Raw genomic sequence first — 23563 nt, 5'->3', positions numbered from 1 at the left:
GTGCTCCCGACCACCCTCAAGGCCGCCGCCGCGACCGCCCCCACAGCGACCGCGACGACCCGCCCGGGCGACGCCCGCTGGGCCCGGCCCGCGCCCTGGGGGAGCGGCCCGATCCCCGACCGGACCTCCGCCCCCTGCCCCGGCTCAGATCGCCAGCGACAGCAGCACCGGCGCGGCCTTGCGGTTGAGGGTGTCGGCGGCCTGCCGGAGGCGGTGGGCGTGCTCCAGCGGCATGGACAGCGCCAGGCAGCCCACGGTCTTGCCGGCGGTGATCGGCACCGCGGCGCAGACCGTGCCCACCGCGTACTCCTGGAGGTCCAGGACGGGGACGGTCGGCGGCTGGCTGTCGAGCTTGTGGAAGAGCACCTTCTCGTTGGTGATCGTCCGCGAGGTGAGGCGGGCGGTCTTGTGGCGCGAGAGGTGGTCCATCCGGCCGTCGTGGTCGAGCTGGGCCAGCAGGCACTTGCCAACCGCGCTGGCGTGTGCCGTGCGGCGGAACTCGGCCCACTCGTTGACCTTCGGTGCCAGTGGACCGTCGGCGTAGTGCAGGATCTTGACCTCGCCGTCGATGTACCGGCTGACGTAGACCGCCGCCCCGACCGAATCGCGCAGCTGGTCCAGCGTGCGCTGGAGCTTGTCGCACAGGGCGCGGCTGCGGTCGGCGCCGGAGCCCAGCAGGAGCAGGGACTCGCCGACGACGTAGGCGCCGTCGGCGAGCTGTTCCGCATACCCTTCGCGGCGCAGCATCGACAGGATCTGGGTGAGGTGGGCTGCCGGCAGGCCGGTCTCGCGAGCGATCTGCGCGTCGGTCACGCCATCGGCGTGCCGCGAGATCGTTTCGAGTACACGGAGGGCGTGCTGCACCGAATGGAACGGCGCGGTCGGCTCGGGCTTCAGCGCCACGGTGTCCCCCTAGGAGGTTGGTACCGCTTGCGTCGTGACCGTTGACGGCGGCGGCCGACGTGAAGTACGCGGGCCGCTTGCCGGGCAACGGGCTCGTATCACGATAGCGGTCAACGGACCCGGATGGAGGGGGTCTTGACCGAATTCCGGGTCGGTTCACGCGTCTGTGCAGGCGCCCTGCACTCTGGCATATGCCCAGGTCATGCCCAGAGCGTGGGATGTCCCGTGGACCGGCGGCAAGAGCGGCCGGAGGCGGGGAGGGTGGGGTGCCGGTGCCCGGGGTTGACGGCCGGTGGTGACGTGCGGAGTTGACGGAGTGTCGGGTCTTCGCCTGAGGCTCGCACGCCTCATTTTTCCGCCTGATGTCCGTCCATCCGTCCGATGTGCGTACACCTCATCGACACCGTGTGCCACGACGGTCTCGGATGTCTCAAAGACGGTGGTGTGCGGGACCCGGCGCCCGTCCGCCGGGCACCCGGACACGGGCGGGGCGTGCGGGAGCGCGCACCAGATGTCGCACCCCCGCCCGCCCCAGGGGGGCGCCCTCTACAGCACCGCGCTCAGGAACTCCCGGGTCCGCTCGTGCTCCGGGTTCGTGAAGATCTGCTCCGGCGGGCCGAACTCGATGACCCGCCCGGCGTCGAACATCATCACGCAGTCCGAGATGTCCCGGGCGAAGTTCATCTCGTGCGTGACGCAGAGCATGGTGATGTCCGTGGTGTGCGCGATGTCCCGCAGCAGGTCCAGCACGCCGGCCACCAGCTCCGGGTCGAGGGCCGAGGTCACCTCGTCCAGCAGCAGGACCTGCGGGCGCATGGCCAGCGCCCGGGCGATGGCGACCCGCTGCTGCTGGCCGCCGGAGAGCTGCGAGGGGTACTTGTCGAGGTGGGCGGTGAGGCCGACGAGGTCGAGGAGCTCGCGGGCGCGCTCCTCCGCCTCGTCCTTGTCCAGGCCCAGGACGTGCACCGGGGCCTCGGCGATGTTCCGCAGCACCTTCATGTTGGGGAAGAGGTTGAACTGCTGGAAGACCATCCCGATGTCCTTGCGGATCTCGCGGCTGTAGCGGTCGCTCGCCGGGACGAGCCTGCCGCCCTTCTCCTCGTGGGTGAGGTACTTGCCGCCGAGCTTGATGGTGCCCTCGTCCGGCTTCAGCAGCGTCATCATCAGCCGCAGGATCGTGGTCTTGCCGGAGCCCGAGGGGCCGATCAGCGTGACGTGCCGGCCGGTGTAGACCTTCATGTCGAGGGCGTCGAGGACGGTGTGCGCACCGAACCGCTTGGTGACCGCGTCGAAGCGGATCAGCTCGGTCTCCCCGGCGGAGGAGGTGGCGTCGTTGATGACGGGCGGGGTGTTCGGGGTGCTTTTGTCAGCGGACAAGACGGCGCTCCAGGGCTCGCAGGAGAAGAGAAGCGGGGTAGGCGAGGACGATGAAGGCGACCCCGACGACCGTGTACGGCTCGACGGTCTGGAAGGTCTGCGACGAGAACTGCCGGGCCTGGCCCAGCATCTCCAGCACGCCGATGGCGAAGAGCATCGGCGAGTCCTTCAGCATCGCGATGACGTAGTTGCCCAGGGCCGGGACGACGCGGCGGATCGCCTGCGGCAGGATCACCGCCGTCCAGGTGCGGCGGCGCGGCAGGCTGAGCGCGATCGCCGCCTCCCACTGGCCGGCCGGGACGCCGTCGATGCCGGAGCGGTAGACCTCGGCGGTGTACGTCGAGTAGTGCAGGCCCAGCCCGATCACGCCGGTGGCCAGCGCGCTGAGCGTGATGCCCCACTCGGGCATCACGTAGAAGAGGAAGAACAGCTGCACCAGCAGCGGGGTGTTGCGCACGAACTCGGTGACCGCGGTCACCGGCCAGCGCACCGCCTTCAGGGACGACCGCTGCGCCAGCGCCCAGACCAAGCCGAGCGCGAAGGCGATCAGCGAACCCAGCACCAGCGCCTGGAGGGTGACCAGGACGCCCTTCCAGAACGTCGGCAGGAAGGCGCCGACGGCGGACCAGTCGAACGTCATCGGGACTCACCTCCCGCCGCAGCGGCGGTGCGGGCGACCGCCGGGCCGGCGGCGCGCCGCGACCGCGACCGCAGCCGCCCGGCCGGCGCCTGTCCGACGCCGGCCTTGGCGTGCCGCTCCACCGCCCGCATCCCGCGGGTCAGGACGAACGCCAGGGCGAAGTACATCACCAGGACGACCGTGTAGACGGGGGCGCTCTGCGCGGTGGCGTTGCGCACCAGGGAGGCGCCGAAGGCGATGTCGCCGACGCCCAGGACGGACACCAGCGCGGTGCCCTTGAGCAGCTCGATCAGCAGGTTGTTGAACGGCGGGACCATCCCCGGCCACGCCTGCGGCAGGACGATCTTCCGCAGCTGCTGGCCGGGCGAGAAGCTGAGCGCGATGCCCGCCTCGCGCTGGCCCGGCGGCACCGCGGCGATCGCGCCCCGGACGACCTCGGAGCCGTACGCGCCGTACGTCAGGCCCAGCGTCAGCACCGCGGCCCACATCGGGACCAGCTGCCAGCCGAACCCCATCGGCAGCACGAAGAACATCCAGAACATCAAGATCAGCGCCGAAGTGCCGCGGAAGATCTCGAAGTAGGCCCCGGACAGGAACCGCACGGGCCACCGGCGGTGGGTGCGCGCGAGACCGATGCCGAAGGCGACGGCGGCGGCCAGGGCCGCGCTGTAGACGGTGAGCTGGACGGTGATCCAGATGCCGTGGAGGAGGAGTTTCCACAGACCCCAGGTGATGTCGCTCATGACCGGCACTTCTCCTTGGCGGTGATCTCCGTCATCTGATGCTCGGTGAAGCCGAAGGGCCGCATGAGGTCCAGGAGTTCCCCGGACCGCTTCATCTTGTGGAGCTCGCGGTTGAACGCGTCCCGGAGGTTGGTCTCCGGGGTGCGGAACGCGAAGGCGCCGACGTCGATCACCGGCTTCCCGTTCACGTACGGGGTGACCTCGGGCGTCACCTCGGCCTTGGTGGTCCGCGACTGCCGCACCACGTTGCGGAGCGTCACCGCGGTGCCGACGAAGACGTCCACCCGGCCCTGCTCCACCGCCAGCAGACCCGCCAACTGGTCGGGCAGCGTGGTGATTTCGGTGATCCCGGCCGCCTTGGCGTAGTCGATCTCGGCGTAGCCGACGCCGGTCGCCATCCGCGCCCCGGCCCGTGCGATGTCCTTGAAGGTGCGCAGCCTCAGCGGGTTGCCCTTGCGGACGATGAAGGCGTCGAGCATCTGGTACTCGGGATCGGCGAAGATGACCTGGGCGCAGCGGTCGGGCTTGATGTACATCCCGGCCGCGACCACGTCGAACTGCTGGGAGTTCAGCCCGACGATCAGCGAGCCGAAGTCGGTGGGGAACGGCTCGACGTGCGGGACGCCGAGCCGCTTGAAGATCACCCGGGCGATGGTGGGGGCCGAACCGGTCATCTTGCCGTCGGTGCCGATGTAGCCGTAGGGCTGCTCACCGGACAGCCCGAGGGTGACCGAGCCCTTCTTCCGCAGCCGTGCCAGCAGCCGGCCGCCGCCGGCCGCCTCGGCGGTCGGGACCCGGCTGCAGCCGATCGCCGCCCCCGCTGCGCCGAGCGCCGCCACCCCCGCGAGCAGCGACCGGCGGCGGATACCGCGCGTCCGTTGGCCTGATATCTCGGTTCTCCGGGGGGTGGGTTGTCTAAGGTGTGGTCCCTGATTCTCCGGGGTGGTGCTCGGTGGTTGAGCCATGGGCGCGCGGCTACCCGAACCGTTCACACCTATGCCGATCGTTTCGGGCCCTCCACACCGGCACGGGAGATGTTCCGTACGCCGGTAATGCCCCCTACGCTCGGGATATGACCGATCGCTTCCTCGAAGTCTCCCTGGACAAGCGCGGCGTCAGCTGCACGGCCAAGTTGCTCGACGATCGCGCTCCACTGACGTGCGCCGCCATCTGGGACGCGCTCCCGCTCGGCGGCGACGTCTACCACGCCAAGTACGCCCGCAACGAGATCTACGCCCTGGTCCCGCCGTTCGCCCCCGAGGAGCCGCCGCTGGAGAACCCCACGGTCACCCCGATCCCCGGCGACCTGTGCTACTTCACCTTCAGCGACACCCAGTTGGGCACCGCCTCCTACGGCTACGAGACCGAGGCCCGGCACCGCGGCCGCGCCACCGTCGTCGACCTCGCGCTCTTCTACGAACGCAACAACCTGCTGATCAACGGTGACGCGGGCTGGGTGCCGGGCATCGTCTGGGGCACCGTCGTCGACGGCCTGGACCGGATGGCCGACGCCTGCCAGGACCTCTGGCGCGCCGGCGCCCTGGGGGAGACCCTCAACTTCCGTCGGGCCTAGGGCTCGGCGGCCCCGGAATCCCCGCGGCCCCCGCCTCGTACAGGGCGTGCGCGGCGCGCAGCACCAGTGCGTCCGCGTGCCGCGCGCCCACCAGCTGCACCCCGATCGGCAGCCCGTCGCCGTCCACCCCGCAGGGCACGGTCGCGGCGGGCTGCTGGGTGAGGTTGAACGGATAGGTGAACGGCGTCCACCCCGTCCACCGGGTGTGCCCGGAACCGGGCGGTACCTCCGCGCCGGCCGCGAACGCGGTGATCGGCTCGGTCGGCGTCACCAGCAGGTCGTAGGCGCTGTGGAAACGTCCCATCGCCCGGCCCAGCGCCATCCGGACGTCGACCGCCGCCAGATAGTCCAGTGCGCTGTACCGGGCGCCCTGTTCGCAGACCTCCCGCAGCCCCGGGTCCAGCAGGTCCCGGTCGGCCTCAGGAAGCGGCTGCACCAAGCGGGCCGCGCCGCTGAACCACAGGGTGTGGAACGCCTCCACGGGGTCCGCCACCCCCGGATCGATCTCCTCGACCGCCGCGCCGAGCCCGGCCAGCGCGTCCACCGCCCGCCGCACCGCCGCCGCCACCTCCGGCGCCACCGGCACGTCCCAGCCCAACGACGGGCTGTAGGCCACCCGCAGCCCGGTCACCTCCCCGGTCAGCGCCGCCCGGAACGACCCGGCCTGCGGGGCCAGCTGCGACCAGTCCCGCCAGTCCGGGCCGCAGATCACGTCCATCAGCAGCGCCGCGTCCGCCGCGTCCCGCGCCATCGGCCCCACGTGCGCCAGCGTCCCGAACGGGCTCGCCGGATACGCCGGCACCCGCCCGTACGTCGCCTTCATCCCGAAGATCCCGCAGAACGACGCCGGGATCCGCACCGACCCCCCGCCGTCCGTCCCCAGGCTCAACGGCCCCGCCCCCAGCGCCACCGCCGCCGCGCTGCCCCCGCTGGAACCGCCCGCGGTGCGCCCCGGGTCGTACGGATTGCCCGTCACCCCGTGCCGCGCGGAGTCCGTGACGCCCTTCCAGCCGAACTCCGGTGTGGTGGTCTTGCCGACGAACACCGCCCCCGACTCCCGCAGCCGGGCCACCGCCGGCGCGTCCTCGTCCCAGGCCGCGCCGTCGGCCCGGACCGTCCGCGAGCCGCGCAGCGTCGGCGCGCCCCGCATCAGCAGCAGGTCCTTGACGGTGACCGGCACCCCGTCCAGCGGTCCGGCCGGCGCCCCGCGCCGCCAGCGTTCCGCCGACCCCGCCGCCTGCGCCAGCGCCTGCTCCGCGTCGATCCGGACGAAGGCGTTGACGGCGGCCTGGGCGGCCTCGGCGCGCTCCAGCACCGCCCGGGTCACCTCGACGGGGGAGAACGCGCCGGCGGCGTAGCCGGCGGTCAGGCGGGTGGCGGTGAGGTCCGCGAGGCGGGTGGGTCCGTTGGTCATGCGTCCTCCGAGCATCGGCCGCCCCGGGCGGGACGGCGGCGGGGCGCGGAAACCGCCGCGGGCCGCGGGCCCGCCACGGCCCGCGCGATCACTGCACCGGTACGTATCCGAGGCGTTTGTCGACCACGTTGAGCAGCGGTTCCCCGGCCGCCCACCGGTCGAAGTTGTCCTGGAACTGCTCGGCGAGCACCTCCCGCCAGCCCAGGGTGTCGCCGCTCATGTGCGGCGAGACGATCAGGTGCGGCACGTCCCACAGCGGGCTGTCCGCGGCCAGCGGCTCGGCCTCGAAGACGTCCAGCGCCGCCGCCGCGATCCGCCGCTCCCGCAACGCCGCGACCAGCGCTGTCTCGTCGACCAGCGGCCCCCGCGCGACGTTGACGAAGCGGGCCCGGCGCGGCATCAGCGCGAACGCCCCGGCCCCGAACATCCCCCGGGTCCCGGCCGTCAGCGGTGCCGCGCAGACCACCCAATCCGCGTGCGGCAGCAGCCCGTTCAGCGCCCCGGTGTCATGCACCCGGCCGAACTCCGGGTCCCCGGTCCGCTCCCGGCGGCCGACCAGGTCGATCTCGACACCCAGTGCCAGCAGGGTGCTGCCGATGGCCCGGCCGATCGGCCCGGACCCCACCACCACCGCCCGGGTCCCGGCCACCCGCAGCGTCTCCCGGTGCCGCCAGCGCCGCTGCCGCTGGAGCTCCCAACTCCCGTGGAAGTCCTTGGCCATGGCGATCACCAGCCCCGCGACGTACTCGGCGATCGGCTGCTCGAACACCCCGCGGGCGTTGGTGACGACGGTGTCGTCGGCGACCAGCGCCGGGCACAGCAGCCGGTCCACGCCGGCGCTCGCGGTGTGCACCCACCGGGGCCGCGGGCCGTGCCCCGGCCAGCTCCGCCGGATCGCGTCGGAGGTGAAGTCCCAGGCCAACAGCACATCGGCGGTGGGGAGTAGGCCGGCCAGGGTCTGCTCGTCGGCGAAGACGACCTCGGCCCGGCCGGCGAGCCGGTCCAGCTGCGGGAGGGGCTCGGAACCCAGCACGAGAACGGTGCTGCCTGTAGTGCCTGTACTGCCTGCGCTGCCGGTGCTGACGCTGCTATCGGACATGGCCGGAGACCGTTCTGAAGACGAGTGCCCCGTTTCTCGGAACAGGGCGCCGACAGATGCCTGAGATGCGAGGATTGACCACGCTAAGAAGTCGTATCTACCGTGTCAACAACGGCTCTGTCCCGACGTCCCCGGCTTGTCCGGCTGCACCACCTCCCCGGCCACTGGCCGTGCCATCAGCCCTTCGCCTTCTAGGGGCCTTCATGGACGTCTCCTTCCTGGGTGGCCCACAGCCGCAGCTCGGCGTGGGCGTCGTCGCCCCCTTCGACTTCGCACTCGACCGCGAGCTGTGGCGCTGGGTGCCCGACGATGTCTCCCTCCACCTCACCCGAACTCCCTTCGTGCCCGTCGAGGTCAGCCTCGACCTGGCCCGCCTGGTCAGCGAGCACGAGACCCTGGACGCCGCCGTCCAGGCACTGTGCGCGGTATCGCCCCAGGTCATCGCGTATGCCTGTACGTCCGGCAGTTTCGTCGGCGGGATGGTGGGCGAGCGCGCGATGTGTGCGGCCATGTTCCAGGCGGGCGAGGTTCCCGCCCTGACCACCTCGGGCGCCGCGATCGAAGCGCTCCACGAGATCGGCGCCCGGCGCGTCGCCGTCGTCACGCCCTACACCAAATCGGTCACCGACTCCCTGGAGGCGTACCTCGCCGAAGCGGGCGTCACCGTGACCGGACGCGCCTATCTCGGGCTGACCCGGCACATCTGGAGGGTCTCCTACCGCGACATCGTCGACATGGCCCGCACCGCCGCCATCGGCGCCGCCGACGCCCTCTTCATCAGCTGCACCAACCTCCCGACCTACGACGTCATCCCCCAGCTGGAGGCCGAGCTGCGGATGCCCGTGCTCTCCGCCAATCAGGTGACGATGTGGGCGGCGCTGCGCGCCATCGGCGTCGAGGCCGTCGGCGCGTACCAGGCGCTGCTCGATCCGGCGGCGCGCAGCGGCCCGGCCGCGATGACCGGCAGCCAGCCACCGCCGGCGAGCGGTCCCGAGCCCACCCCCGAGGCGGCGTTCGCGGGTCCGCCGGTCCCGCCGCCCGAGGCGGATCCCGGCGACGGCCCGGAGCCGCCCCCGTACGTCCCCGAGGACCCCGGCCCCCAGCCCCCGGTCTGACGCCCGGTCCGTTCCGCACCCGCACGCCACCACCCGCAAGGGAGAACCGCATGGCATCGGTCGGCTTCCTCTACCCCGGTCGCTCCGCCGAGGACGACTACCCCCGGCTCGAAGCGTTCCTGGGCGGCGCGGTCCGCCTGCCCCTGGTCCACACCGACATCGGCGAGGACGCGCACCGCGTCGACGCCCTTGTGGAGATGGGCTCCGCGGCCCGCCTCGCGGCCGGCCTCGGCGCGCTGAAGGACCGCGGTGCCGAGGCCGTCGTCTGGGCCTGCACCAGCGCCAGCTTCGTCTACGGCTGGGAGGGCGCCCAGTGGCAGGTCCGGGAGCTGTCGGCCACCGCCGGGCTGCCCGCCTCCAGCACCTCCTTCGCCTTCGCGCACGCCCTCTCGGCCCTCGGCGTCCGCCGGGTCGCGATCGCGGCCACCTACCCCGTCGATGTCGCCGAGCACTTCCGCGCGTTCCTGAAGGCCGCCGGCGCCGAGGTCGTCGCCACCCGCGGCAGCGGCATCGTCACCGCCGCCGAGGTCGGCACCTGGGGCCGCGACGAGGTGCTGGCCCTGGCCCGTGCCGGCGACCACCCCGACGCCGGGGCGGTCCTGCTGCCGGACACCGCCCTGCACACCGCCGCCCATCTGCCCGCCCTCGAAGCCGCGCTCGGCAAACCGGTCCTCACCGCCAATCAGGTGACGGTCTGGGAGGGCCTGCGGCTGCTCGACCGCCCGCTGGCCTGCCCGGAACTGGGCACGCTGTTCTCCCGCCCGGCCCGCGGATAGCGGCCGGCCCGCACCCGCCCGCTCCCGGCCGCGACCGGCCGCCCTCCGACCGCGACCGGGAGCCCCCCGCCCCGCCGGCCGGAATCACCACCCCGCCCCGGGAATAACCGGAGAACTTCTCCGGTTGTCCTCCGCGCACGCCAGTGACGTCAAGAAGCGCGACGCGAGGAGGACCCGCACCGTGAGCGGCGAAGACCAGCAGACCCCGGGCACTGACGGCCGACCCGGGGACGACGGGATACCGGGCACCGCCCTGGGCACCGCACCCGTTCCCCTCTCCGTGCTCGACCTGGTGACGGTCGGCGCCGGCAGCACCGCCACCGCCGCCGTCCGCACCGCCGTCGACCTGGCCCGCACCGCCGAACGCCGCGGCTTCCACCGCTACTGGGTCGCCGAGCACCACTCCATGCCCGGCGTCGCCTCCTCCTCGCCCGCGGTGCTCCTGGCCCATCTCGCCGCGCACACCGACCGCATCCGGCTCGGTTCCGGCGGCGTGATGCTGCCCAACCACGCCCCGCTGGTCATCGCCGAGCAGTTCGGCACCCTGGAGGCGATGGCCCCCGGCCGCGTCGACCTCGGCCTGGGCCGCGCCCCCGGCACCGACGGCGCCACCGCCGCGGCGCTCCGCCGCACCGAGCGGCTCCACGAGGGCGCAGTGGGGTCTCCCCTGCTTGAGCGAAGCCGAGAGCTTGGGGATGAATTCCCGCAGCAGCTCGCGGAGTTGACCCGCTTCCTCGACGACGACTTCCCCGACGGCCACCCCTACGCCCGCATCCACGCGGTCCCCGGCCCCGTCCAGGCCACCGCCCCCGGCGGTGTCCAGTCCCCGCACCGCCCGCCCCTGTGGCTGCTCGGCTCCTCCGGCTTCAGCGCCCGCCTGGCCGGCACGCTCGGCCTGCCGTTCGCCTTCGCGCACCACTTCTCCGCGGCCAACACCGTCCCCGCCCTCGACCTCTACCGCTCCTCGTTCCGTCCCTCCGAGGTGCTCGCCGAGCCCTACGCGCTGATCGGCGTCTCCGCGCTGGCCGCCGAGGACGAACGGGAGGCCCGCCGCCAGGTCCGCACCGGCGCGCTCGCCATGCTCCGGCTGCGCACCGGCCGCCCCGGCCTCGTCCCCACCCCCGAGGAGGCCGCCGCCCACCACTTCACCGGCGTCGAGCAGGACTTCGTCGACAGCTGGCTCGGGAACGTCATCCACGGCACCCCCGACGCCGTCCGCCAGGGCCTGGACGCACTGGTCGAGCGCACCGGCGCCGACGAGCTGATGATCACCGCCAACGCCCACACCGGCGAGGTCCGCCGCCGCTCCTACGACCTCATCGCCGACGCCTACGGGCTCCCGCAGGGCTGACGCACCACGCGGGGCGCGCGCCGGCTCAGCCGCAGGCGCGCCCCGCGTCCAGCAGCGCCGCCACCCGGTCCGGGGCCACCGGCCGGGAGTAGAGCCAGCCCTGCCCGGCGTCGCAGCCGATTCGGCGCAGCCGCTCGGCCTGCTCGGCGCTCTCCACGCACTCCGCGGTCACCGTCAGCCCCAGCCGGTGCGCCAGCGCGACCAGCGCCTCCACGATCATCTCGTCGGCCGGGTTGGGGTGCTCCTGCGCGCGGAAGCCGTGGACGAACGACCCGTCCAGCTTCAGCGCGGAGACCGGCAGCCGGCTGAGGTAGGCGAGGTTGGAGTAGCCGGTGCCGAAGTCGTCGATGGCGATCCGCACGCCCATGTCGCTGAGCGCCTGGAGGGCCTGCAACGGCCGGCCCGCCGACCCCATCACCGCGGACTCGGTCAACTCCAGCTGCAGCAGCCGCGGCGGCAGCCCGGTCTCCGCCAGGATCCTGGCGACGTCCGCGACCAGGTCGGAGTCCCACACCTGACGCACGGCCACGTTCACGCTGACGAACAGCGGCTCGCCCCCGGGGTGCGCCAACTGCCAGGCCCGCGCCTGGTGGCAGGCCCGCTCCAGCACCCAGCGGCCCAGTTCGACGATCGCGCCGTTCTCCTCCGCCAGCGCGATGAACCGATTCGGCGCCAGCACCCCGAACTGCGGATGGCGCCACCGCACCAGCGCCTCCACCCCCTGCGCCCGGCCGTCCCCCAGCCCCACCAGCGGCTGGTACTCCAGCGTGAACTCCCCGCGGTCCACCGCCGGCCGCAGCGTGCTGGACAGCGCCTGCCGGGTCATGCGGTGCGCGTTGCGCTCCGGGTCGAAGAGCGTCCAACGGGCCTTGCCGTCCTCCTTGGCCCAGTACAGCGTGGTGTCCGCGGCCTGCATCAGCCCCGTCGCGGTGGTGCCGGACGCGGCCCGCTCCACGACGCCGATGCTCGCCGACACCGACAGCCGCTGCCCGGCCAGGTCGAACGGCCGCTGGAGCGCGTCCAGTACCGACTGGGCCAGCTCCGCCACCTGCTCGGTGCCGGTGGAGTCCTCCACCAGCAGGGCGAACTCGTCGCCGCCCAGCCGGGCCACCAGATGCCCGCCGCGGCCCGCCCCGCGCTCGGTGGCGCGCTCCGCGCAGCGGGTCAGCCGCTTCGCCACCGCGCTCAGCAGCCGGTCGCCGATCCGGTGCCCCAAGGTGTCGTTGACGGCCTTGAAGCCGTCCAGGTCCAGATAGCACAGCCCGATCCGGCCGGTGCCCGACCGGTCGAAGGCGGCCGCCTCCAGCGCGGCGGACACCCGCTCGAAGAACAGCGCGCGGTTGGGCAGCCGGGTCACCGGGTCGTGCATCTGAAGATGCCGCAGCCGGGCCAGCAGATCGTGCCGGTCGCTGATGTCCGCGACCGACAGCAGCACCCGCTCCCCGCCCAGCGGCCCCTCGGTGACCGGTTCGACGGTCACCTCCACCCACACCGCGCTCCCGTCGGATCGTTTCAGCCGGCGGGTGCAGCGCAGCCGGTCGCTGCGGCCGCAGAGCACATCGCGGTAGGCGGCCCACACCCGAGGGTCGGCCCCCAGGTCGCCGAGGTCCGCGGCGGTGGCCGCCATCAGGTCGTCCGGGGCGGCGCCCACCAGCTCGCCCAGCGCGGCGTTGGCCGCGAGCACCAGCCCGTCGCGGCTGAGGACCGCCATCGGCAGGCTCGCGGTGTGGAAGGCGCCGCGGTAGTCGCCGAGCGAGGCGGCGGTGGCGTCGCGGCGCGCCGAGGCGTCGCGGGCGGCCGACGCGACGGGCCGGACACCGGATTCTTTGGTCGCACCCTCACGTTCCGTCACCGAGGGCAGTGTCGCTCCGGGCGTGCGGCCCGTGCTGTCGGGGTGTCCGCTCACTGCTCGCTCCCGCATGGCACTTGTCTCGTGACGGAGGGGGGACCTCGCGCTGGAAAGTGTGGCGATCATAGAGGCTGGCACGAGGGCCGATCCAGCGACGAAGCCGTGACCATCCGCACGCATGACGGAAGTTCAGCCAATTCTGCCCGGCTCTGTTCGCCCCTATTGCCCCTTTGGTCGCTTGTAACTTTCCGTTACGGGACAGGGGTGGGGCGACGGTCACTCGTACGGGCTGCCATATCAGGACGAAGAACATGAAATCACCTCAGGGTAAGTGGGTGTCCCGAATCCGTCCCTGGAGGTCCACGTGCCGCGCGCCCAGACACCCCCCGGGGTGGACCGACGCCGCCTGCGGCGCGTCGCAGCCGTCGTCACCTCCCTGAGCGCGCTGATCGCCACCTCCATCGTGACCGGCCCCGCCACCGCCTCCGAGGCGGCCCTCTCCTGCGCCCTGGGACGCACCGACGCCCACCACTCCGAGGGCGTCGACGACTGGAACGGCGCCTACCCCCGCCCGGACCACGCCCTCGACGCCGTGATGATCTTCCTGTCCTTCCCGCACGCCAAGCCCCGCATCAGCCCCCAGCGGCTCTCCCGCGACTACTTCCCGGCCACCTCCCGCTTCTTCGAGCGCGCCTCCTACGGCAGGTTCCACCTCCGCGCCCACATCCAGAACCGCTGGGTCCGCATGCCGCACCCCGCCACCTGGTACGGCATACAGCGGGACTGGGACTCCGGGCGCCGCTCCGACTACCTCCGCGACGCGGTCGCCGCCGCCGACCCCACCGTCGACTTCAGCCGCTACGACCTGATCTACCTGGTCGCCGACCCCGGCGCCCCCGGCGTCGACGCGGACGCCACCAAGGTCGTCAATCTCGACCAGCCGATGTACGCCGACGGCGTCGAACTGCGCCGCTTCGTCACCGTCTTCGAGCACAGTCCGCCCGACCGCAACGTCCTCGCCCACGAGACCGGCCACGTCTTCGACCTGCCGGACCTCTATCACCGCCCGGAGAACGGCCACGGCAACTGGGACACCCACGTCGGCGACTGGGACCTCATGGGCAGCCAGTTCGGGCTGGCCCCCGAACCCTTCGCCTGGCACAAGTGGCGCCTGGGCTGGATCACCGACGGCCAGGTCGACTGCGTCAACCCGGACCGCCCGCGGATGCACGCACTGCGCACCCTCTCCGCCCCCGAGGCCCCCGGCAGCCACCGCCGGCCGCGGCTCCTCGTCGTCCGCACCGGCCCCGACAGCGCCCTCGCCCTGGAAGCCCGCGGCGCCGAGGGCAACGACCGCACCATCTGCACCGAGGGCGTCCTCGTCTACCGCGTCCGCAGCGCCACGGCCTCCGGCGAGGGCCCCGTCCAGGTGCTCGACGGCCACCCCGGCACCTCCGCCTGCTGGGGCACCTCCGTCTATCCGCCGCTGGCCGACGCCCCGCTCGCCGTCGGCGAGAGCATGAACGATCCCGAGGACGGGGTGCGCATCCAGGTCGAGGGCCGCAGCGGCGACGGCGAATGGGCGGTCAAGGTCACCCGCAGCACCTCCTGACGCCCCGCCCGTACGCGGATACGCCGAAGGCCCCCACCGGAGTGGGGGCCTTCGACCGTCTGTGCGCCGCCAGGGACTCGAACCCCGGACCCGCTGATTAAGAGTCAGCTGCTCTAACCAACTGAGCTAGCGGCGCCTGCTGACGGGGAAAACATTAGCATCCTGGCGGGGGAGGGCAAAAATCGATGCCCCTCAGCCCCGGGCGAGCACGGCATCCATACCCTGAACAGCGCGTTCGTGGTGCGGACGGCCGGTCTCCGCGCCCGCGCCGAGCATGCTGCGGGCGGCCCGTACGCAGGCCCACAGCAGGACGTCGGGCCCCGGCAGCCAGGGATCGCGGACGTCCGGCGCCACCAGCCAGCGCGACCCGGCGGCCGACGCGGGATCTCCCAGCGCCTCGACGTCCCCGCGGCCGGCCGCACGGGGGCGGGGGTGCAGCGGCGGCACCGTCACCGCGTCCCCGCTGCCGTGGCACAGCAGCGGCGGTACGGCGCCGCCCCACTCCTCCCAGGCCAGCAGCGCGGGCAGCCGATGGGCGGTCCCGGGCGCCGCGAACAGCAGGATCCGGCCGCGGTGCGCGGCCACCGGACCCGAGCCGGGGCCGGCCGACCACAGGCGGTCCACCATGCGCCGCCCGAAGAGCGTCGGGGCGTTGATCACGTCGAAGGCCGTGCCGCACGGCAGCACGCTCGGGGCGGTGGGGCGCTGCGCCCACCGCAGGTGGGTGTCCTCGGGGTGCGGGCTGGCGGAGGCGAGCCAGTCGGCCCCGGCGAGCGTCACGTACGCCGTGGTGGGGAAGGCCAGGTTCCGGGGAGTCTCAGGCAGCCAGTCGCTCATGGGAGTAGGTCTACCGACTCCCGTGCCCCGTTAGGCCTGATTGGCGGAAATCGGGACAGGACGGGGCGGTGGGGAGTATCTTCCCCTCCCCGCATATGCCAGCGGCTCATGATCATGGACCATGAGCCGAGAGGGGGGCCTGGGGTGGGTGTGTTTTCCGTTCGGTGTGGATTCCGCGACGCCGGGCGGACGCTCGTGTGCACGATCCGCGCCCCCGTTCGCCCCCTGGCGGGGCGGGCGCCGCTCGGCCGAGATGCGGGACGAGGCGCCGGCGTGGCTCAGACGAGGTCGGGCGGGACGGTGCTGCCGCTGCGCAGCAGGCTGTGGCCGAACTCGACCATCTTCTGCGCGTAGTCCTCGGTCCAGTCGGCCCGCTCGGCGACCACCGCCAGCGGCAGCCGGTCGAAGCGCCCGGGGTCGGTCAGCTGGGCGGCGGCCATCGCCTGGAACTCCGTGGCGCGGTCGGCCGCCGCGCGGAAGGCGAGGGTGAGCTCGGTGGCCCGGCCGAGCAGCGCGCCGGGGTCCTCCAGGGACTCCAGCCCGAAGAAGTGCTCGGGGTCGGCGGTGGCCTCGGGCGGCTCGAACAGCAGCTGCGCGGGCCTCATGCGGCGGGGGGCGGGCGCCGTACCGCGGGGATCGGGAGCCGGCTGCGGCTCGGACATGTACCTACCTCCATGGTTGTCTGCCGCATTCCATTGTCCCGCCTCGCGCAAGGGGGCCGGTGGGGTGCCTCCCGGAGGCGCGGTGGCGTCGGCGTTCCGCCGGACCCCGGCGGCCGGGGGAGGCCCGCCCCCTGCGCGGACAGGGCCGGCGGAACGCACGTCCGCCCCGGCCGGGGGTCATGGACGCACGGGGACGCGGTGCTCGGAGAGGTGGGCGAGTACGGCGTGGTTCGCCTCCCAGCCGTCGGGGAACTTGACGGTGACGCCCAGTTGGACGGGATCGGTGGCGGGGTGCTCGTCGAGGAGTTCGGCGACGCCGGCGCGGCAGACGACGATGCAGGCGTGCCGGTGGCGGGAGGCGAGCACGCACAGGCGGCCGGTCTCCAGGTGGAAGGCGGTCGCGTCGGGGCGGCCGGAGAGCGGGTGGAGGACGACGGTGACGTCGAACTCGCGGCCCTGGAGGCGGTTGGCGGTGTCCACGGTGACGCCGGTCACGCCGAGTTCGGCGAGGGCGGCGCGGATCGCCGCGGCCTGGTCGCGGTGGGCGGTGCCGACCGCGATCCGCGCGGCGGTCAGCGGTTCCGGGCTCTGCGCATGCTCGCTGGTGGCGGCGCCGCCGCGGTCCAGGAGGCGGCGGACGACCCCGGCGAGGGCGCGGACCGCCTCCGGGTCGGTGCGCGGGGTGTGGCGGGCGGGGAGTTCCAGCAGGCCCCAGCCGGACTCGGCGGCCTCGTCCAGGACGCGGTCGACGGGCGAGCCGTCGCCCGGGACGCCGAACGCCAGCCGCCGGTCGCCGGGACCGGTGCCGCTGCGGAACGGGGTGTACGGGTAGAACGCGGCGGACACCAGGGGCGCGGCGGTGGCCGGCAGCCGCCAGGAGACCGGCAGGCGGTGCTGCGGCAGGTGGGGGTTGTGGGCGAGGAGGGTGGAGACGGCGCTGGCGGAGGGGTCGTAGGAGAGGCCGGCCCACTGGTCGGCGCCGACGACGCTGAACGGGTCCAGCTGGCCCGGGTCGCCGACGAACAGCGCCCGTTCGAAGAGGCCGGCGACGCTCAGCAGCGCGTCGGACCGCATCTGGTACGCCTCGTCCACGATGGCGTGCCGCCAGGGCTCCTCGACCGTGGTGTAGGCCCACTTGGCGGCCGTGGAGACGACCACGTCCATGGCCGCCAGGTCGGCGATCTTGGCGGAGGTGCGGACGGCGGGGAGCTCGGCGAGGGCGGGGTCGAAGGCGCCGGGCTCGCTGGAGTGGAGGCGGCCCACGGGGAGTTCGGGGTCCTTGGCGGCGAGGCGCAGGACGAGGTCGTCGACCTGCGCGTTGGTCTGCGCGACGATCATCAGCCGGCGGCCCGCTGCGGCCAGTTCGCGGGCGGCGCGGACGACCAGGGTGGACTTCCCGGCGCCCGGCGGGGAGTCGACGACCACGCCGCGGCGGGTGCTGTGCAGGGTGTCGTGGAGGATCGCGTCGGTCGCCGCGGCCGCCGCCGCGGCGGGGTCGGTGGGCGGCGGCGGGGCGGGCAGGGGCGGAGGCGGCGTCATGCCGGGGCGCTCCCGGGGGAGTTGGGGCCGATGGGCGGGTGGGACGGGCCGGTGACGGGGGTCAGAGGAAGTCCTCGGGGGTCATCGGGTCGGCGAGGGGTCTCGCGTCGTCGGGGGCGGACGGCGGCCCGCCGTGCGTCCAGGGGGTGTCCTCCGGTTCCGGGAGGCCGGGGCCGCCGCGCGGGGCGTGCTCGAAGAGCGTCCAGCACAGCGCGTCGCCGGGCTCCGGGACCGTGCCCGGCTCGGGCGTGCGGCCGCGGCCCATCCCGCCGGTGAGTCGGAGCACCGGTGCGCCCTGCGCGCCCGCGGCGTACGCCACGAACTCCGCGGTCTGCGTGCGGCCGTCGGCGAGCGGGCGGTAGAGCTTGACGCCCTCGGACAACGGGGGGCGGTCGTCGGTGTGCAGCGTCACCAGGGGGCGCGGCATCGGCCGTGCGCCCTCGGAGAAGGCCATCTCGACGGCGCCGGCGGTGCCGTGCAGTGCCTCGCCGGCCAGCCGCCGGGCGGCCATCACCAGAGGGTCGTCCAGGGCTTCCTGGGCGTCCAGTTGGGCCTGCGCGGCCTCTCGGGAGGCGAGCTTCCGGGCGGCGGTGACCGCGTCGTCCTGCCGGGGCTGCGGCGGTTCGCCGGCGCGGATCCGGTCGCGGTGCGCGGTGTACGACCAGCGGTCGCGCTTCCAGCGGTCGGCGACCCGGGCGCCCTCGGGGAGGGCGCGGAGCAGGCCGATGCCCTGCCAGACGGCGTCCCAGGTGGGGCGCAGCCGGCTCTCGACGAGGCCGCGGATCTCCTCCTCGGCGCCGGGTGCGCCGGCGTCGTAGCGGGCCATGGCGGGCGCCAGCAGCCGGTTGTCGAACGCCGGGTCGGTGGCGGGCCCGGCCGGCGGGCAGTGCAGCTGGCCGTCCGCGTCGCGGGCCGCCTCGGCGAACTCGGCCGCCCGCTGGGCCGGTACGCCGGGCGGCGGGGCGATCCAGGCGAGCAGCGCGCCCAGGTGCTGGTCCTCCAGGGCGCTCTGGCCGGTCGCCCAGTGGCGGGTCAGCAGGCCGGTCATGGACAGCAGCAGACAGGCGCCCGGCACCCGGGCGCGCTCGCCGAAGTGCGTGAACCACCGGCCCAGCAGCGGCACGTGCGGCGGCGCCGGGTAGGGCGTCTCGGGGTCCTGCTCGGTGGTCCGGCGGAACCGCATCGAGCGGCCCAGCAGGCGGACGTACTCGACGCCGGCCGTGCTCGGCACGATCAACTGGGGTGCGTCCGTGCACAGTTCGACCTCTACGGGGACCTTCTTGCCGGTCTCCGCGTCGGTCTCCTTGCGCTCCTCGAACTCGACGTCGTCGGCGAAGCCGTCCACATGGGGCAGCACCGCCTCGGCGAGGTCGGCAAGGAAGGCGAACCGCAGGTCGCGGTCGCGGGGTTGGGGGACCGCCAGCAGCAGCGGCTTCTCCCGGTCGGTGCCGACCAGGGCGCCCAGGGGGGCGCCGGCCTCGCCGGAGGTGGTCAACGGGACGAGGACCAGCGGGCGTTCGGCGAGGTGGCGGTGGCGGACCGTGGTCAGCGGCTGGGCGCGGCCCGCGGCCACCGCCTCCATCCGGGCCAGCGTCTCGATCAGCGACATGTGTCCTCCCCGTCCCGAGGGGCCGGTACGGCGGCCGCCAGTGCCTGGGCGCGCAGTGCGGCGGCGGTGCGCAGGGCGTGGACGGCCGGGTCGTCGGGGTCGGTGTCCGGGGCGCCGGCGGCGGCCGCCAGCGCCTCCTCGATGGTGCGCAGCCCGCCCAGTTCGCCCCGTACGCCGCGGCCCAGTGCCTCCACGGCGCCGTCCTGACGGGAGTGCTTGCGGCAGTGGAAGGCGAGCTCGCAGGCGGCCAGGCAGTCGGGGGCGTAGGCCGCGTCGACCGCCTCCACCGCCGCGGTCAGCTCCCGCGCCGGGCGGGTCGCGGTCTGCCCGTCGTCGTCCAGCGCGAGGTCGAAGGTGGTCCCGTCGGGGAGCGCGGCGGCGATCTCCTCGACGCGGGTGAGGCGGGCCAACTGGCGCCGGGTGGTGGCCCGTTGCCTGCGGACGTCGACGAGGGCCGCGGTCGGGAGGTTGGAGAAGTCCTTGGGGCAGACCAGCAGGGCCCGCTCGCGGACGCGGGCGGGGCGGCCGGTGTGCGCCGCGGCGTGTTCGGCCACCGCCTCCAGGGCGAGGACGTAGACCGCCGCCTGCCGGGCCGCGGCGCCGACCTTGGCGGCGTCCGCGGCCCCGTCGATCATCGGGAACGACTTGATCTCGACGACGGTCCAGGTGCCGTCCGGGTGCACCACCACCGCGTCCGGCTCCACGTAGGCGGGGGAGCCGGCGACCTCCATGGCCAGCAGCGGGTGGTCCAGCAGCGCCCAGCCGCCGGCCGCGGTGGCCTCGCGCAGCGCCAGCGCGGTGCGTGCCGCCCGGCCCTCGGGCCCGTGCGCGGACAGCTCCGGCCGGGCCACCGCGTCGTCCTCCGGGACGGCGGTGCCCGGCGCCAGCCGTTCGCACACCAGCCGCAGCAGCTCCGCGCCGCCGTCGGCCTTCACCCGTGCCTCGAAGGAGTTGCCGCGGGCCAGCGCGAACTGGGACTGGCCGTAGGCCGCGGGCGCGCCCAGCGCGCGAGCCAGGGCGGCCTTGTCGACGCCCGCGCCGTCCAGCAGGGCGCGGCGCCGGCAGCCGGGGTTGGCGGCGAGCGCGGCGAGCGCGCGGGCGTCCAGTGAGCGGGGGCGCACGCCGGGGCCGCGCAACTCGGTCAGGCGCTGCCGCAGGCTCGGAACGGGCGCCGGCTGCCCTCCGGGCGCCTGCATCGGCTCCCCTGGCGCAGCGGTCGCCGGGCCCCCTGGTGCGGTCGCCGCGGGTCGGCTTTCGCGGGAAACGTTCACCTGCCGAAGTGTGGCATCCATCCCCTCCGGTACCGGAACCGGCTCCATCGGGACAGCGGCCGCGGGGCCCCTCTCCAGGGGGCCACCGGTCGGGTTTCGGCCAGGTGCGCGATGATGGAAGGGCCGCGGTCAGCGCCGCCCGCGCCCAGCGAAGCACGACGAACAAGCCGGGAATCCGGCGAGAGGTACGACCCATGGCACCGCGCATTCTCCTGGCCAGGCACGGGCAGACGGAGTGGTCCGTCTCCGGCCGGCACACCGGCCGGACCGACATCCCCCTGCTCGACGCGGGACGGCGGGGCGCCAAGCTCCTGGGCGAGCGGCTGCACCGCGCCCCCTGGAACGGCCTGCCGGACGTCGAGGTCCGCACCAGCCCCCTGGTGCGTGCCAAGGAGACCTGCGAACTGGCCGGTTTCGGATCCCGGGCCCAGGAGTGGGACGCGCTGATGGAGTTCGACTACGGCGCGTACGAGGGGCTGACGCCGGCGCAGATCAAGGCCGGGCGGCCGAACTGGCTGATCTGGCGGGACGGGGTGCCGGAGGGCGAGACGCTCGCCGAGGTCTCCGCACGGGCGGACGAGGTGGTGGCCTGGGCGCGCTCGGCCGACCGCGATGTGCTGGTCTTCGCGCACGGCCACATCCTGCGCGTCCTGGGGGCGCGCTGGCTGGGCCTGGACGTCTCCTTCGCGGCGCGGCTCCGCCTGGCGCCGACGTCCCTGTCGGTGCTCGGCTGGGCGTACGGCGAACCGGCCGTGGAGAGTTGGAACGGGACCGGCCACCTGGAGTGAGCCGGCGGCCCCGACCTCTCCGGGCAATGCACCTGGTGCCGCAACCGGCAACGTTCGCCCCGTCGCGGCACTAGCGCCTGCCCAAGGGGTCGGTGCGGGCCCACGGCGTCCGGCGCCATGTGCCGCGCGCTCCCGCCGCGGTCGCCGCGTACCGCTGGAGGAAGTCGGACACCGGGCCGCAGTCGCGGTACGGGCGAAGCGCCCGGGCGGTGCCGTCCAGCATCGCCCGGATACGGGCCGAGCGGACCTGGGTCAGCAGGGTGAGCGTCCGCTGGGCGGCCGCCGCGGCCTCCTCGGGGTGGCCGCCGGCCGCGAGGTCGCCGGCCAGTTCCGCGGTGAACAGGGCGATGTTGCGGGTGAAGTGAGGGTCCTGCAGCGCCACCGCCCGGCGCGCCTGCTCCGCCGCGCGCCCCGGCTCGCCCAGTGCCGACCAGCACTGCGCCGTCAGGCCCGCCAGTTCCGCCTCCCCGAAGAAGGTCATCCACTCCGGGTCGCGTTCGCCGGGCCCGGCTGCGAACAGCCGCTCGGCCCGGGCCAGCGCCTGCTCGCAGCCGGTGCGTTCGCCGAGCCCCGCCCAGCCGCCGGCCTCGCGCAGCGCCAGCAGCGCCCGCAGCCGCGGCGAGCCGAGCCGCTTGGCGGCCTGCTGCGCGGCCTGCGCGGCACGTACCGCCTCGCGCGGCCGGCCGGCGTCGCGGGCCAGGAACGCGGTGTTGCAGAACGCGTGCGCCTCCAGGGCGGCGTCGCCGCAGACCCGGGCGGTGGACAGCGCCTCCGCGTAGTGCGAGCGGGCGTCGTCGAGACGGCCGGAGTCATGCGCCAACCAGCCGACGGAGATGGCCAGTTCACCGGCCCCGGCGTGCAGCCGGTCGTAGACCGCGCGGCGCTGGATGCCGGCGTCGAGCAGTTCGTAGGCGGTGTGCAGTGGCTGGGTGGCGCGCTGGTAGAGGCCGTCGGCGCCGTACCGGTCGTCGAGCAGCCGGATCCGGCGGACGGCCTCCTCGACGGCGGTGGCCTCGGCGGCGCCGGCCCGGCCGCCGGGGGCGGTGCGGGGCCCGGGCACGGCCGCGGCGCCGGCCGCCTCGGCCGGGCCGAGGCCCGCCAGGCCCAGGGCGGCCGCCGGGCCGCCGGTGATGAACGCGCGGCGCAGCACGTCGCTCTCCTCGGAGTTCGGGATACGGGTATCGCGGTGGTCGGGGTCGGTTGCCAGGGACGCGGCGCCGCCTCCCGGCACGGGCACCGGCCCCACTGGAGCGCCCGGCGCGAGCCCCCGCTCCACTGGAGCGCCCGGCGCCGCGCCCTCCTGCTGCGCGCGCCCCTTGACCGCCCCCCGTCCGCGGACCGTCTCCCGCGGCGCGAACCCCATGTCGGGCAGCGTCAGCCCCGGGAACATGTGCCGGAACACCCGCTCGTAGGCGTAGTTCGGGCACCGGATCTCCCCGGACTCGACGCGGCCCACATAGCGGGCGTCGCACGAGACCTGCTCGCCGATCTCACGGGCGGACCGGCGGACCGCCGCCGCGAACTCGCCGGGCGACAGCCGGCCGCGCAGCTGCCGGAAGGCGGTGTTCGGGCGGGCGGGTGCGGTGCGGGACGACGCTGAACGTGGAGCGTGCGACGCCATGGCGGACCTCTCCGTGCCCTACTCCGTGCCCTCGTGTGACCTGGCCGCTCCCTGGCGGTGCGGCGGGACGACGGTACCCGCTGTGACGAGCCCGCCACCCTGCGTTTGGCAACAAACCGGAATATCTCACCCGTGATCCGCCATGAAGTGCCATTCCTTGCAGCGTTCCGCCGCCGTAGCTGTTGACGCGTTTCCCCGTTGGAGACGGTGTAAAGGGTGTGCCGCGTGCAGGAGGAGGGGTTCTTTCGTGTGGGAGACCGGCGTCAGCAGGGGCGGCAGCAGGTCGGCGGGCCGGGCCGCGGGCGGCGAGGTGGGCGCCAGGTCTCCGGGGAGCGCCACTCGGCCCTGCGACCTGGTCACGGTGCCGGCCCGGCAGGGACTGGAGGCGGTGGACATCCTGCGGCTGCGGGACGGGGTCGGCCCGGTCCTGCACGACGGCCCCTGCGACACCCTCGGATTCCTGGTCCCCCCGGGGACGGCCGACGGCTGGGACGTACCGGGCAGCGCCTGCACGCAGACCTCGGCACGGGGGATCTCCCTCGTCGGCCCGGGCGACCGGGCGGTGCCGGAGCCGCCGGTGCAGGGCTCCGGCTGGCTGGTGCCGCCGGAGGGCGCGTACGCCGACGCCACCGATCCGGTGGTGCTGCGGGCGGCGCTGGGCGAGGCGGCCCGCACGATCGAGGCGGTCGACCGCTGTCAGTGAGGTGACGGAAGAGCGGTGGAGGGGCGGCCCCGGGGGCCCCGCCGCCCGCCCGGCGGGGCCGCCCCAGCCCACGCGCCGCGC

Annotated in this window: 21 protein-coding genes and 1 tRNA gene; 7 read left to right on the top strand and 15 right to left on the bottom strand. The window is 74.3% G+C overall.

The window, feature by feature from the left end; all coding sequences use genetic code 11:
- Positions 1 to 144: 144 nt before the first annotated feature.
- The 5 genes from ACIQE0_RS07695 to ehuB all read right to left on the bottom strand — a co-directional run bounded on the left by ACIQE0_RS07695 (position 145) and on the right by ehuB (position 4628).
- On the bottom strand, positions 145 to 903 hold the full coding sequence (locus tag ACIQE0_RS07695; protein WP_366338970.1) for an IclR family transcriptional regulator C-terminal domain-containing protein: 759 nt from the start codon (positions 901 to 903) through the stop codon (positions 145 to 147).
- A gap of 546 nt (positions 904 to 1449) precedes the next feature.
- The gene (ehuA, locus tag ACIQE0_RS07690; protein ID WP_402329788.1) at positions 1450 to 2280 is read right to left on the bottom strand and encodes an ectoine/hydroxyectoine ABC transporter ATP-binding protein EhuA; all 831 of its coding nucleotides are present in this window, start codon (positions 2278 to 2280) and stop codon (positions 1450 to 1452) included.
- Positions 2270 to 2920, bottom strand: coding sequence for an ectoine/hydroxyectoine ABC transporter permease subunit EhuD (gene ehuD, locus ACIQE0_RS07685; RefSeq protein WP_366338972.1), 651 nt, complete (start codon positions 2918 to 2920; stop codon positions 2270 to 2272). Before ehuD ends, ehuA begins: the two co-directional genes overlap by 11 nt.
- Complete coding sequence (gene ehuC / locus ACIQE0_RS07680; protein WP_402329785.1) at positions 2917 to 3663, bottom strand: ectoine/hydroxyectoine ABC transporter permease subunit EhuC; 747 nt, start codon at positions 3661 to 3663, stop codon at positions 2917 to 2919. The genes ehuD and ehuC overlap by 4 nt, the downstream gene beginning before the upstream one ends.
- Complete coding sequence (gene ehuB, locus ACIQE0_RS07675; protein WP_402329783.1) at positions 3660 to 4628, bottom strand: ectoine/hydroxyectoine ABC transporter substrate-binding protein EhuB; 969 nt, start codon at positions 4626 to 4628, stop codon at positions 3660 to 3662. The genes ehuC and ehuB overlap by 4 nt, the downstream gene beginning before the upstream one ends.
- A 107-nt stretch (positions 4629 to 4735) precedes the next feature.
- Here ehuB and ACIQE0_RS07670 point away from each other — a divergent pair, with 107 nt between their 5' ends.
- Positions 4736 to 5236, top strand: a complete 501-nt coding sequence (locus ACIQE0_RS07670) for a DUF3830 family protein (protein WP_384101971.1) — start codon at positions 4736 to 4738, stop codon at positions 5234 to 5236.
- Here the strand turns inward: ACIQE0_RS07670 and ACIQE0_RS07665 are convergent.
- Both ACIQE0_RS07665 and ACIQE0_RS07660 read right to left on the bottom strand, forming a co-directional pair.
- The gene (locus tag ACIQE0_RS07665; RefSeq protein WP_402329782.1) at positions 5217 to 6650 is read right to left on the bottom strand and encodes an amidase; all 1434 of its coding nucleotides are present in this window, start codon (positions 6648 to 6650) and stop codon (positions 5217 to 5219) included. The two genes, ACIQE0_RS07670 and ACIQE0_RS07665, sit on opposite strands and share 20 nt — an antisense overlap.
- Before the next feature lie 88 nt (positions 6651 to 6738).
- Positions 6739 to 7749, bottom strand: coding sequence for a D-2-hydroxyacid dehydrogenase (locus ACIQE0_RS07660; RefSeq protein WP_402329780.1), 1011 nt, complete (start codon positions 7747 to 7749; stop codon positions 6739 to 6741).
- Positions 7750 to 7952: 203 nt separating this feature from the next.
- Between ACIQE0_RS07660 and ACIQE0_RS07655 the strand changes: the two genes are divergently transcribed.
- From ACIQE0_RS07655 to ACIQE0_RS07645, 3 genes are all read left to right on the top strand, one after another.
- The gene (locus ACIQE0_RS07655) at positions 7953 to 8864 is read left to right on the top strand and encodes a decarboxylase (RefSeq protein ID WP_366338983.1); all 912 of its coding nucleotides are present in this window, start codon (positions 7953 to 7955) and stop codon (positions 8862 to 8864) included.
- A 50-nt stretch (positions 8865 to 8914) separates the two neighbouring features.
- Complete coding sequence (locus ACIQE0_RS07650) at positions 8915 to 9640, top strand: decarboxylase (RefSeq protein ID WP_402329778.1); 726 nt, start codon at positions 8915 to 8917, stop codon at positions 9638 to 9640.
- Between the two features lie 181 nt (positions 9641 to 9821).
- A complete protein-coding gene (locus ACIQE0_RS07645; RefSeq protein ID WP_366338986.1) occupies positions 9822 to 10991 on the top strand; it encodes an LLM class flavin-dependent oxidoreductase in 1170 nt (389 codons plus the stop codon).
- A 25-nt stretch (positions 10992 to 11016) separates the two neighbouring features.
- On the opposite strand, the gene ACIQE0_RS07640 is transcribed toward ACIQE0_RS07645, so the two are convergent.
- On the bottom strand, positions 11017 to 12843 hold the full coding sequence (locus ACIQE0_RS07640) for an EAL domain-containing protein (protein WP_366338988.1): 1827 nt from the start codon (positions 12841 to 12843) through the stop codon (positions 11017 to 11019).
- A 361-nt stretch (positions 12844 to 13204) separates the two neighbouring features.
- Here ACIQE0_RS07640 and ACIQE0_RS07635 point away from each other — a divergent pair, with 361 nt between their 5' ends.
- Positions 13205 to 14452, top strand: coding sequence for a M6 family metalloprotease domain-containing protein (locus ACIQE0_RS07635; protein ID WP_366338990.1), 1248 nt, complete (start codon positions 13205 to 13207; stop codon positions 14450 to 14452).
- A gap of 62 nt (positions 14453 to 14514) precedes the next feature.
- Here the strand turns inward: ACIQE0_RS07635 and ACIQE0_RS07630 are convergent.
- The 6 genes from ACIQE0_RS07630 to ACIQE0_RS07605 form a co-directional block, all read right to left on the bottom strand.
- A tRNA-Lys gene (locus ACIQE0_RS07630) sits at positions 14515 to 14588 on the bottom strand.
- Positions 14589 to 14644: 56 nt separating this feature from the next.
- The gene (locus ACIQE0_RS07625) at positions 14645 to 15289 is read right to left on the bottom strand and encodes a hypothetical protein (protein ID WP_402329775.1); all 645 of its coding nucleotides are present in this window, start codon (positions 15287 to 15289) and stop codon (positions 14645 to 14647) included.
- A gap of 278 nt (positions 15290 to 15567) precedes the next feature.
- Positions 15568 to 15951, bottom strand: a complete 384-nt coding sequence (locus tag ACIQE0_RS07620) for a hypothetical protein (RefSeq protein ID WP_402329773.1) — start codon at positions 15949 to 15951, stop codon at positions 15568 to 15570.
- A 177-nt stretch (positions 15952 to 16128) separates the two neighbouring features.
- Positions 16129 to 17490, bottom strand: coding sequence for an AAA domain-containing protein (locus ACIQE0_RS07615; protein ID WP_402329771.1), 1362 nt, complete (start codon positions 17488 to 17490; stop codon positions 16129 to 16131).
- A 61-nt stretch (positions 17491 to 17551) separates the two neighbouring features.
- Positions 17552 to 19099 carry a hypothetical protein gene (locus ACIQE0_RS07610; RefSeq protein ID WP_402329769.1) on the bottom strand — a complete coding sequence of 516 codons (1548 nt, stop codon included), beginning with the start codon at positions 19097 to 19099 and terminating at the stop codon, positions 17552 to 17554.
- Positions 19090 to 20295, bottom strand: a complete 1206-nt coding sequence (locus ACIQE0_RS07605; RefSeq protein ID WP_366339000.1) for a hypothetical protein — start codon at positions 20293 to 20295, stop codon at positions 19090 to 19092. The genes ACIQE0_RS07610 and ACIQE0_RS07605 overlap by 10 nt, the downstream gene beginning before the upstream one ends.
- Positions 20296 to 20564: 269 nt before the next feature.
- Between ACIQE0_RS07605 and ACIQE0_RS07600 the strand changes: the two genes are divergently transcribed.
- Positions 20565 to 21158 (top strand): histidine phosphatase family protein, encoded by a 594-nt coding sequence (locus ACIQE0_RS07600; protein ID WP_402329767.1) that lies wholly within the window; start codon positions 20565 to 20567, stop codon positions 21156 to 21158.
- 70 nt (positions 21159 to 21228) lie between these two features.
- Here ACIQE0_RS07600 and ACIQE0_RS07595 read toward each other — a convergent pair whose 3' ends face one another.
- Positions 21229 to 22779, bottom strand: coding sequence for a tetratricopeptide repeat protein (locus ACIQE0_RS07595; protein ID WP_402329765.1), 1551 nt, complete (start codon positions 22777 to 22779; stop codon positions 21229 to 21231).
- Positions 22780 to 23026: 247 nt separating this feature from the next.
- Here ACIQE0_RS07595 and ACIQE0_RS07590 point away from each other — a divergent pair, with 247 nt between their 5' ends.
- A complete protein-coding gene (locus tag ACIQE0_RS07590) occupies positions 23027 to 23482 on the top strand; it encodes a hypothetical protein (protein WP_402329763.1) in 456 nt (151 codons plus the stop codon).
- Positions 23483 to 23563 lie beyond the last annotated feature (81 nt).

It is taken from the genome of Streptomyces sp. NPDC093097 (assembly GCF_044754325.1).
GTDB lineage: Bacteria > Actinomycetota > Actinomycetes > Streptomycetales > Streptomycetaceae > Streptomyces.
This window is presented reverse-complemented; position numbering and strand designations above follow the sequence as displayed.

Excerpts from the sequence above, each read along its gene's own strand:
- ehuD (WP_366338972.1), bottom strand. The coding sequence starts at position 2,920 with ATGACGTTCGACTGGTCCGCCGTCGGCGCCTTCCTGCCGACGTTCTGG.
- ehuC (WP_402329785.1), bottom strand. The coding sequence starts at position 3,663 with ATGAGCGACATCACCTGGGGTCTGTGGAAACTCCTCCTCCACGGCATC.
- ehuB (WP_402329783.1), bottom strand. The coding sequence starts at position 4,628 with ATGGCTCAACCACCGAGCACCACCCCGGAGAATCAGGGACCACACCTT.
- ACIQE0_RS07670 (WP_384101971.1), top strand. The coding sequence starts at position 4,736 with ATGACCGATCGCTTCCTCGAAGTCTCCCTGGACAAGCGCGGCGTCAGC.
- ACIQE0_RS07665 (WP_402329782.1), bottom strand. The coding sequence starts at position 6,650 with ATGACCAACGGACCCACCCGCCTCGCGGACCTCACCGCCACCCGCCTG.
- ACIQE0_RS07660 (WP_402329780.1), bottom strand. The coding sequence starts at position 7,749 with ATGTCCGATAGCAGCGTCAGCACCGGCAGCGCAGGCAGTACAGGCACT.
- ACIQE0_RS07655 (WP_366338983.1), top strand. The coding sequence starts at position 7,953 with ATGGACGTCTCCTTCCTGGGTGGCCCACAGCCGCAGCTCGGCGTGGGC.
- ACIQE0_RS07650 (WP_402329778.1), top strand. The coding sequence starts at position 8,915 with ATGGCATCGGTCGGCTTCCTCTACCCCGGTCGCTCCGCCGAGGACGAC.
- ACIQE0_RS07625 (WP_402329775.1), bottom strand. The coding sequence starts at position 15,289 with ATGAGCGACTGGCTGCCTGAGACTCCCCGGAACCTGGCCTTCCCCACC.
- ACIQE0_RS07620 (WP_402329773.1), bottom strand. The coding sequence starts at position 15,951 with ATGTCCGAGCCGCAGCCGGCTCCCGATCCCCGCGGTACGGCGCCCGCC.
- ACIQE0_RS07615 (WP_402329771.1), bottom strand. The coding sequence starts at position 17,490 with ATGACGCCGCCTCCGCCCCTGCCCGCCCCGCCGCCGCCCACCGACCCC.
- ACIQE0_RS07610 (WP_402329769.1), bottom strand. The coding sequence starts at position 19,099 with ATGTCGCTGATCGAGACGCTGGCCCGGATGGAGGCGGTGGCCGCGGGC.
- ACIQE0_RS07605 (WP_366339000.1), bottom strand. The coding sequence starts at position 20,295 with ATGCAGGCGCCCGGAGGGCAGCCGGCGCCCGTTCCGAGCCTGCGGCAG.
- ACIQE0_RS07600 (WP_402329767.1), top strand. The coding sequence starts at position 20,565 with ATGGCACCGCGCATTCTCCTGGCCAGGCACGGGCAGACGGAGTGGTCC.
- ACIQE0_RS07595 (WP_402329765.1), bottom strand. The coding sequence starts at position 22,779 with ATGGCGTCGCACGCTCCACGTTCAGCGTCGTCCCGCACCGCACCCGCC.